Genomic DNA, 9,018 nt, shown 5'->3' with positions numbered 1-9,018 from the left:
CAGCTTCAAGCTGCGCTTCATCGGTGACTATGACAAGATTGACGAAAATTGCTGCTTCGTTGGCAATATCTTCGATGGTCCAACTGGCAATGCCGTCCGCCTCGTCGGTGGCAAGGTAAATTCGCGCGGCATCTTCAGCTATACCGAATATCAGAACTTCAATTCGGAAAATGACGTCACAAATGGTGGCATTTCGATGCAAGCGGATTATGAAATGGGTTCGTTGAGCCTCACTTCCATCACCGCCTATCGTGAGTCACGCTCCAAAACCAATGCCGACAGCGATTTTACCAGCGCAGATTTGATCGGCCAAAACCGTGGCGATGTAGATATCACCACAAAAACGCAGGAACTGCGTTTGGCATCGGATTTTGATGGCCCATTCAACTTCTTGCTTGGTGGCTATTATTTCGATGAAAGCATCAGAGACACTGAGGCGCTGACACTTGGTCGCGACGCCCGCAATTATTTCAACGCACTGACCAGCGGCCTTTACGTTTCGCTTGAGCCCACCATTCGGGCCGCGGGCGGGGTTCCTTCGACTGCAGCCCCATTTGGTGGCCAAGGTCAGGGACGTTTCCAAGAGTTCGATTACGAGAACAAGGCCTATTCCATCTTCGGTACGGCAGATCTTGAACTCACCGACGGTCTTGTTCTGACAGGTGGATTTAACTACACCAAGGACAAGAAAAACCTCGCAACCAAGTCAAATTTCACTGACGTGTTCTCGTCGGTCGATCTAGCTCTAGTTGGTGCCAATGCAGGTTTGCCCGCAGAACTTCCAGCAGGCTATACACCTCCGGGTGGCACTGCACTTTCCACCGGACTTTTCCCACGCATCAATAGTTGCGCCACCGTCACCAATGCACCTGCGTCGTCTGCACTAAACCCAACGCGTTCGGGCACCTGTAACCCGTTCCTTGCGCTTTCAGGGTTACAATTCATACCGCCATTCCTTGATATCCCGAATGCGGTTGAAGATGGCCGGACAAGCGATGGTAAGCTGACCTATTCGGCACGTGTGGCGTGGGAAGCGACGGACAATATCAACCTGTATGCCAGCTATAGCACTGGATTTAAGGCAACGTCGTGGAATATGTCGTTCGACTCCCGGCCATTCGCTGCCGACTTTGTCCCCGGCTCCCCCGCACAAGGCAAGCCGTTAACACCTTCGGCCATTCGGACGGCTGGCCTTGCCACCCCTAACCTCACCACCGGAACGCGTTATGCGTTTCCGGAAGAGGCGACGGTTATGGAATTGGGTATGAAAGCAAAATGGGACCGCGTTGCATTCAACCTGACGATCTTTGATCAAGCGATCAAAAACTTCCAGGGCAACAGCTTCGTCGGTACGGGCTTCGTTCTGACCAATGCCGGTAAGCAGTCCACACGTGGTGTTGAATTTGACGGCTCAGTCAATCCGATAGATGCGTTGCAGTTACGTGCTGCCGTCACCTATCTTGACCCCAAATATGATAGCTATGTCGGATCGCCATCTGGCGATCTTTCCGGAAAGCGTCCGGCAAGTATTCCTAAATGGTCGTCGACCATTGGCGCTACCTATACGGCGGAGTTGAATGGTGGTAATTCTCTGATCCTGAATGCGGACTATCACATGGAGTCCAAAGTGCAGATCATTGACGACCCAGCAACACGGCAGTATACGCGCGAAGTCAAAGATCTGGGCGCGTCGGCAACATTCCGTTTGGACAACGGTATGCAATTCTCACTTTGGGGTCGAAACTTGACGAAGGCTCAATATTTCACCACCATCTTCCCCAGCGTTGTGCAGGCCGGTTCGTATTCGGGCTATCCAAACGCACCACGCACTTATGGTGCATCGGTGAAGTACAAGTTCTAATATCCTGAGATCCTCAGGGCAGAATGAGGCGGGGCAGCAGTGCTGCTCCGGCTTTTTCTTTGCCTGTTGCGGACGAACGGCGCACAAAAGCCGACGTCCGGCCAAACAGGCCGCGCGCTGGAAAAATATAAAACACCGGAAAATGGTGCCCGAGGTCGGATTTGAACCACCGACACGCGGATTTTCAATCCGCTGCTCTACCCCTGAGCTACTCGGGCTACACGGAAAAAACCGCGTGGGAGCGCAGCCTATAGAGAGGCGATACGCCCCTTGGCAAGCGCAAAATCAGTCTATGTCGTCTCCGCCAAAACTATCTGCATAATCCGCCGGTGGACCGGGCACGCGATAGCCCTCATCCAGCCATTTGAGCAGATCGCGATCCTTGCATCCCTGACTGCAAAACGGTTTGGTTTCAGGCTGTTGTGGCTTCCCACATAAAGGGCATTGATTAGCTTTGCGCGACATGCACATGCCCATAGCCTGTGGCATTTTCATCTGCAACAACCGCAATCCCTGCCCCGGCCAGACGCGCGCATTCGGCGCGCAGCGGCTGCCAGCGTTCCGACGACAGCAGATGCGCCACCGCAGGGCGGGCCGTTATCGTTCTGTCCCCGAAACCCGATGACCGTGCGGCGCTGCGCAATAACCAATAGGCCTGCGTTTCGTCGGACAAGGCGGCAATGCGGGTGCCAAACAGATGATCCAGCACCGAAGGCCTAGGCCGGGCGCGCACCACTTGCATAAGGCCATAGCCATTGATCGCGGTGCGTTCGAACGGACGGCTGTCATTGGCGGACGCGGCGTCAAAGATATTCGCGATTTCCGCGCGCTGGGCTTTGGCTTCCATCGACACAAAATCGATCATGACCATCGCCCCCACCTGATACAGGCGCAGCAGCCGCGCGATTTCCACGGCGGCGATGCAGTTAATCGCAAAGGCGTCACCGATCCCGTCGACATCGAATACCAGCCCAGCCTTCGTGCGTTGAAAGCTGATGATGACATCCCCGACCTGCGCATAGCCCGCAATGGCGGTATCAAAGCCGTCATCGAAAGCTTGCGTAGCCGTCGCGCCGCCAAAAGCCGCCAGACGCTGTTCCCACAGACCATCTTTCGACAAAGCGTCAGCGGGCAAGCAGTCGCGCAAGATAACCTCGGGCGGCTTGATACGGCCAGGCTCGGCGATGGCTTCCCGCGTCACTTCAAACGCCACATGTGTGCCTTCCGCCGCGCCCATCTTGCTGCGCAGCAAAACTTCGCTGCCATCTTCGGTAATGATATAAGCGCCCGCCGGTGTGCGCCGGTCGACACGGCCCTTGCCGCATTCGCCAAGCACCCAATGCGCATCGCGCTGAATATGAATTTCGACTATTTGACCGTCTTCGACGCAGGCGGCGCGGCGTTCGCCCGGCGCATCGTCGCGCCAAAGTTCAGGCAAGCGTATAGCCCGATGCGCGCAGCAAGGTGCGCGTTTCATATAGCGGCAAGCCAACGACGCCCGAATAGCTGCCCGCCATCCAGTCAATCAACGCCTCTGCCCTGCCCTGAATTGCATAGCCACCGGCTTTGCCCAGCCCTTCGCCGCAGGCGATGTAGCTTTCGATTTCTTCTGCCGAGAGCCGTTTAAATCGCACAATGCTATCGCAGATACGGCTGCGCATCCGTCCGTCCGCGTCAATCACGGCAACCGCGCTCAAAACATGATGGCGGCGGCCATTGAGCAGTTCCAGAAATCCGCGCTGCATATCGCCATCGGCAGCCTGCGGAAGAATACGGCGGCCGACTGCGACGGTGGTATCGCCCGCGATAACAATTTCACCGGTTGCGCGCGGAACGGCAACAGCCTTTTCCTCAGCCATACGCAGCGCATAGACACGCGGCACTTCGCCCTTGCGCGGTGTTTCGTCAATGTCCGGCGAAGCTATGCGGTCGGGCACCACGCCAAGCCGCGCAAGCAATTCGCGCCGGCGCGGGCTTGATGATGCCAATATGAGTGCAGGGTTCAGACCCAAGGTCTGCCGCCCTTATTTAAAGCGGTACGTGATCCGGCCTTTGGTCAGATCATAAGGGGTCAGTTCGCACAAAACCTCATCACCCACGAGAACGCGGATGCGGTTTTTGCGCATTTTTCCGGCGGTATGGCCCAAAACTTCATGGCCATTTTCCAGCTCGACACGGAACATCGCGTTAGGCAGCAGTTCACGCACTGTACCGCGCATTTCGAGTAATTCTTCTTTTGCCATTCGGCCCCTTAAATCGTCAAAAATCCAAACTTGCTGCGCCTTTAAACCACATGTTGGAAAAAGGGAAGCGCTACAGTATATTCACGCTATTGCGACAAAATGCTACAACGTTCAGGTAAGCGCAATGTTGTAATGCGTTATGAAACCCGTGCTTTAACACTATAAACTGAGTTTCTCCCCCCGATGAAAATTTTTCCGTTCAGCATCATCCTGCTTGCTACGACTGCCGTGCCCGCCATGGCAGCCGTTGATGCCCAAGCCACCGGCAGCACTATTGCCATTGCCCAAGACGACGAAGACATGCCCGTTGATGAAAATACATCGGGTGAAATTGTCGTTACCGCAGAACGCATTCGCGGGTCAGTCGATACCGACGTTCCACCCGTGGAGCAGTTGAACGAAGCCGATATTGCCTCATTAGGCGCATCATCGTTGACCGATCTGGTCGCTGCGGTTGCACCGCAAGCCAATTCGGGCCGTGGCCGTGGCGGCGGCATGCCCATCATATTGCTCAATGGTCAGCGCGTTTCCGGCTTTCGCGAATTGCGCGATCTGCCACCCGAGGCTATCCGTCAGGTCCAAATTTTCCCCGAAGAAGTTGCGTTGAAATACGGCTATCGCCCCGATCAACGCGTCATCAACTTCATTCTGAAAGACAATTTCGCATCCTTCGCGACCGAGTTTGAACATGCGCAACCCCAAGACGGCGGTTTCGGTAGCAATGAATTGGAAGCGACGCTGACGCGCATTGGCGCCACCACGCGTTTCAACCTGGATGTGGAACTGGAACGCGCGACCGCGTTGACCGAAGGCGAACGCGACCTGATTGCCTCCAACGGTTCATTATTGGCCCGTGGCGGTAATATCAGCGGTCTTGGCCCGAATGGCGTGATATCGCCATCGCTGAACGCTGCGGCAGGTTCTACGGTCACGCAGGCTGGCGTTCCGATTGGCATTGCCAACCCGACCTTGGCGCAATTTGTAGGCACCGCCAACCGGCTGAACAATAGCGACATCGGCGATGCCCGCACGCTATTGCCCCACACCGAACGGCTTGAAGTCAATGGCACATGGAGCCGATCGCTTGGCCCGCAGACAGGGCTTTCGCTCAACGCCAATTATGCGCTCAATGGCAGTTCATCGTTGCTTGGCTTGCCCGGAACCAGCTTTGTTTTGCCGGGCAGCAGCCCCTTTTCCCCGTTCGGCCAAGATGTGACGCTCAGCCGCTATTTCGACACGCCGCGTCCGCTTGAGCGCGAGAGCGAAACGCATGTTTTCCAAACCGGTGGCACGTTCAACCATGTGCTGGGCCGATGGCGCTGGACGGTGACGGGGAATTACGCGCGCACCGACAATGAAACCCGCACCACGCGTAACGCGGACTATACGGCTTTGCGCGCGGGCGTCCTTGCGGGCACGGTGAACCCGTTTGCTGCAGGCTTTGGCGCGGATCTATTGTTTCTGGCACCCGATCTGGCGAGCAGCCTAAACCAAAATCTTGATGTCCGCAGCACATTGGCGGGTTCCGTGCTTACCCTGCCCGCAGGCGAAGTGCAGACGACATTTGCGTCCGGTTTCACACGCCAGATGCTCGACAGCGAAACATGGCGGTCGGGTGTCACCACCAATGTTGCCCTGCGCCGCAATGTCATAAACCAATCGGTCAACGCCGAAGTACCCATCACAGGCCGCGATTTCGGTATTGGTTCAACCATCGGCGAATGGTCAATCAACGGCAATATCGGGTTCAGCGACCTGTCCGACTTTGGCCAACTTGTTGAATATGGTGCCGGTCTGCGTTGGGCCCCTGCCCGCAACCTGACATTTCAGGCGTCCGTCACGGGTGATGAAAATGCGCCGGGCATTGGCCAGTTGGGCAACCCGACCTTGGTCACGCCCAATGTCGCGACCTATGACTTTACCCGCGGGGAAAGCCTGTTCATCAATGTCACAACAGGCGGCAACCCCGCATTGATTGGTGAAAAGCGCCGCGATCTGATCCTAAACGCCAACTGGACCCCGACCTTCATTAAGGATTTCGCGCTGCAGGCGAGCTATTTCCGAAACAACAGCCGCAATACAACCGCGTCCTTTCCATTGCTGACCCCCGAAATTGAGGCCGCGTTCGCAAGCCGCGTCGTGCGGGACGTAAATGGTCGGCTGGTCAGCGTGGACCAGCGGCCAGTGAATTATGACCGTGAAACGTCGCAGCGCATCCGCTGGGGCTTTAATGTGTCCGGAAATATCGGCGCAGCCCCGCCAATGCGCGGGCCCTTTGGCGGCCCTCCTGGTGCGGGCGGCCCGCGTGGCCCCGGTGGCGCACCCGCCGCAGCTGCACCCGCTGGGCCCCCGCGTGGACCACGTGCCGGTGGCGGCTTTGGCGGTGGTGGTTTTGGCGGTGGTGGCCAGCCAAGCCGCTGGAACATCGCTTTGTACCACACATATCGCATTCAAGAGGAAATCCTGATCCGCCCTGGCGTTCCGGTGCTCGATTTGCTCAATGGATCGGCCACGAGCAGCAATGGCGGCGCGCCGCGGCATGAGGTCGAACTTTCGGGTGGTATGTTCCACAAGGGCTTTGGTTTGCGCCTGCAGGGCACGTACAAGAGCGGCACGACCGCCAATGGCACCGGATTGCCCGGCAGCAACGATCTGCGCTTCAGCGACCTTGCAGCGGTCAACGCATTCCTGTTCGTCAACCTCGACCAACAGGCACGCGTTGTGAAGGCAATGCCACTGCTAAAGGGCAGCCGCGTGGCATTCCGTGTCGAAAACATCCTGAACGACATTGTCGATGTGCGTGACCAAAACGGCAATGTGCCGCTGGGATATCAGCCGGGATATATCGATCCGCGTGGCCGGGTGTTTGAACTGAGCTTCAGAAAGCGGTTTTAACCACCGCGTTTAGCCCACACGTAGTTTGCGCATTCGCAGGCATCACGCCCGATGCCGCCAGCGATATGCCCTCAATAGTGACGCGGTTAGGTGGCGAAGCCGACAACCACGAAAAACCCCGCCGAAATCGCTTCCGGCGGGGCTTTTTAAACCGTTAATGCGGTTACGTATTAAATGGCACCATGGGCCAATGCCGCCAACAGAAGCAACGCCACGATGTTCGTGATCTTGATCATTGGGTTTACGGCTGGACCAGCGGTATCCTTATATGGGTCACCAACGGTGTCGCCGGTAACGGCTGCCTTATGGGCCTCCGAACCTTTGCCGCCATGGTTGCCGTCTTCGATATACTTCTTGGCATTGTCCCATGCGCCGCCGCCCGAGGTCATCGAGATAGCAACGAACAGTCCGCCCACAATCACACCGAGCAGGAGCGCACCGAGAGCGGCAAAGCCCTCTGCCTGACCTGCAACAGCCGTGATGATGAAATATACCGCAATTGGCGTCAGTACGGGCAGCAACGAAGGAATAATCATTTCCTTGATTGCAGCCTTGGTAACAAGGTCAACTGTTCGGGCATAATTTGGCTTGGACTTGAAGGTCATGATGCCGGGGTCGTTCGCGAACTGGTCACGTACGTCCTTCACCACTTCACCCGCCGCACGGCCAACCGCAGTCATGCCCATCGCACCGAACAGGTACGGCAGAAGCGCGCCGAGCAAGAGCCCGACGATGACATAGGGGTTCTCAAGGCTGAAATTCACCTGAAGCTCAGGGAAATATTCCCGAAGGTCAGCGGTGTAGCATGCAAACAGCACAAGTGCGGCAAGACCAGCCGAACCAATGGCATAGCCCTTGGTCACAGCCTTTGTGGTGTTGCCAACTGCATCCAGTGCATCGGTCTTTTCACGAACAGATTCATCAAGGCCAGCCATTTCGGCAATACCACCGGCATTGTCGGTGACTGGACCATAAGCATCAAGCGCCACAACCATACCGGCCAATGCCAACATGGCAGTTGCGGCAAAGGCAATGCCGATAACGCCAGCAAGCTGATAGGCGATGATGATACCCGCGCAGATCACAATCGTTGGCATCGCGGTGGATTCAAGGCTGATCGCCAGACCTTGAATAACGTTGGTGCCGTGACCCGTTTCGGATGCCTTCGCAATCGAACGGACCGGACGGTAATTGGTGCCGGTATAATATTCGGTGATCCAGATAATCAGGCCAGTGATGACCAGACCCAGCAGCGAGCAATAGAATAATGTCCGGCCGGTGAACCCGCCAACATCTGTTTCCATGCCGCCAAGCGCATAGCTGATTGCCCACCAGATCGCAGGAACCGAGAGCGCTGCTGTTACAAGGAAGCCCTTGTACATCGCGCCCATGATGTTCGTGCCGCCACCAAGACGGACGAAATAGGTTCCGATGATCGACGTGATAACGCACACGCCGCCAATCAACAGCGGCAAGCTCATGAGGTTCATGAACAATCCAGTGTCGGTTACGCCCTGCACCAGCAGCGCGATCAGAACCATCGTTGCACCAACGGTAACGACATAGGTTTCGAACAAGTCAGCCGCCATACCAGCGCAATCGCCTACATTGTCGCCAACGTTATCGGCGATAACCGCAGGGTTGCGTGGATCGTCTTCGGGGATTCCAGCCTCAACTTTACCAACAAGGTCAGCGCCGACGTCGGCGGCCTTGGTAAAGATACCGCCCCCCAAACGTGCGAAGATCGAAATCAGCGACGCGCCGAAAGCCAATGCGACCAGCGCATCGATTACGGGGCGGCTGTTCGGTGCCATCATCGCGACATCGGTCAGATACCAAAAGAAGCCAGCAATCGCGAGCAAGGCAAGGCCAGCCACGAGCATGCCGGTAATGGCCCCTGCGCGGAATGCCATGGTCAGACCGGCCTGAAGCCCAGTCTGCGCCGCAGCCGCCGTGCGGACGTTTGCACGGACCGAGATGTTCATCCCGATATAACCCGCAACGCCCGAAAGCACCGCA

General features: G+C 56.7%; 7 protein-coding genes and 1 tRNA gene. 2 read left to right on the top strand and 6 right to left on the bottom strand.

Annotated features, from left to right (window positions below; genetic code table 11):
• Positions 1–1,861: TonB-dependent receptor domain-containing protein (locus ACIQ0G_RS08385; RefSeq protein WP_397577515.1), on the top strand; the 1,861-nt coding region annotated here is incomplete at its 5' end.
• 143 nt (positions 1,862–2,004) lie between these two features.
• Here ACIQ0G_RS08385 and ACIQ0G_RS08380 read toward each other — a convergent pair.
• From ACIQ0G_RS08380 to infA, 5 genes are all read right to left on the bottom strand, one after another.
• Positions 2,005–2,079: transfer RNA gene (locus ACIQ0G_RS08380), tRNA-Phe, on the bottom strand.
• A gap of 67 nt (positions 2,080–2,146) precedes the next feature.
• A complete protein-coding gene (locus ACIQ0G_RS08375) occupies positions 2,147–2,326 on the bottom strand; it encodes a DNA gyrase inhibitor YacG (protein WP_324477488.1) in 180 nt (59 codons plus the stop codon).
• The gene (locus tag ACIQ0G_RS08370) at positions 2,310–3,299 is read right to left on the bottom strand and encodes a ribonuclease E/G (RefSeq protein WP_397577514.1); all 990 of its coding nucleotides are present in this window, start codon (positions 3,297–3,299) and stop codon (positions 2,310–2,312) included. The genes ACIQ0G_RS08375 and ACIQ0G_RS08370 overlap by 17 nt, the downstream gene beginning before the upstream one ends.
• Positions 3,292–3,867 carry a Maf family protein gene (locus tag ACIQ0G_RS08365; protein WP_397577516.1) on the bottom strand — a complete coding sequence of 192 codons (576 nt, stop codon included), beginning with the start codon at positions 3,865–3,867 and terminating at the stop codon, positions 3,292–3,294. The genes ACIQ0G_RS08370 and ACIQ0G_RS08365 overlap by 8 nt, the downstream gene beginning before the upstream one ends.
• An 18-nt stretch (positions 3,868–3,885) precedes the next feature.
• Complete coding sequence (gene infA, locus ACIQ0G_RS08360) at positions 3,886–4,104, bottom strand: translation initiation factor IF-1 (RefSeq protein WP_125230427.1); 219 nt, start codon at positions 4,102–4,104, stop codon at positions 3,886–3,888.
• A 183-nt stretch (positions 4,105–4,287) separates the two neighbouring features.
• Here infA and ACIQ0G_RS08355 point away from each other — a divergent pair, with 183 nt between their 5' ends.
• On the top strand, positions 4,288–6,999 hold the full coding sequence (locus ACIQ0G_RS08355) for a TonB-dependent receptor (protein WP_397577513.1): 2,712 nt from the start codon (positions 4,288–4,290) through the stop codon (positions 6,997–6,999).
• Positions 7,000–7,169: 170 nt separating this feature from the next.
• Here ACIQ0G_RS08355 and ACIQ0G_RS08350 read toward each other — a convergent pair.
• Positions 7,170–9,018: sodium-translocating pyrophosphatase (locus ACIQ0G_RS08350; protein WP_397577512.1), on the bottom strand; the 1,849-nt coding region annotated here is incomplete at its 5' end.

It is taken from the genome of Sphingorhabdus sp., from assembly GCF_044354325.1.
GTDB lineage: Bacteria > Pseudomonadota > Alphaproteobacteria > Sphingomonadales > Sphingomonadaceae > Sphingorhabdus_B.
This window is presented reverse-complemented; position numbering and strand designations above follow the sequence as displayed.

What these genes read in the sequence shown, in the direction of transcription:
- ACIQ0G_RS08375 (WP_324477488.1), bottom strand. Translation starts at nt 2,326, where the DNA reads ATGTCGCGCAAAGCTAATCAATGCCCTTTATGTGGGAAGCCACAACAG.
- ACIQ0G_RS08355 (WP_397577513.1), top strand. Translation starts at nt 4,288, where the DNA reads ATGAAAATTTTTCCGTTCAGCATCATCCTGCTTGCTACGACTGCCGTG.
- infA (WP_125230427.1), bottom strand. Translation starts at nt 4,104, where the DNA reads ATGGCAAAAGAAGAATTACTCGAAATGCGCGGTACAGTGCGTGAACTG.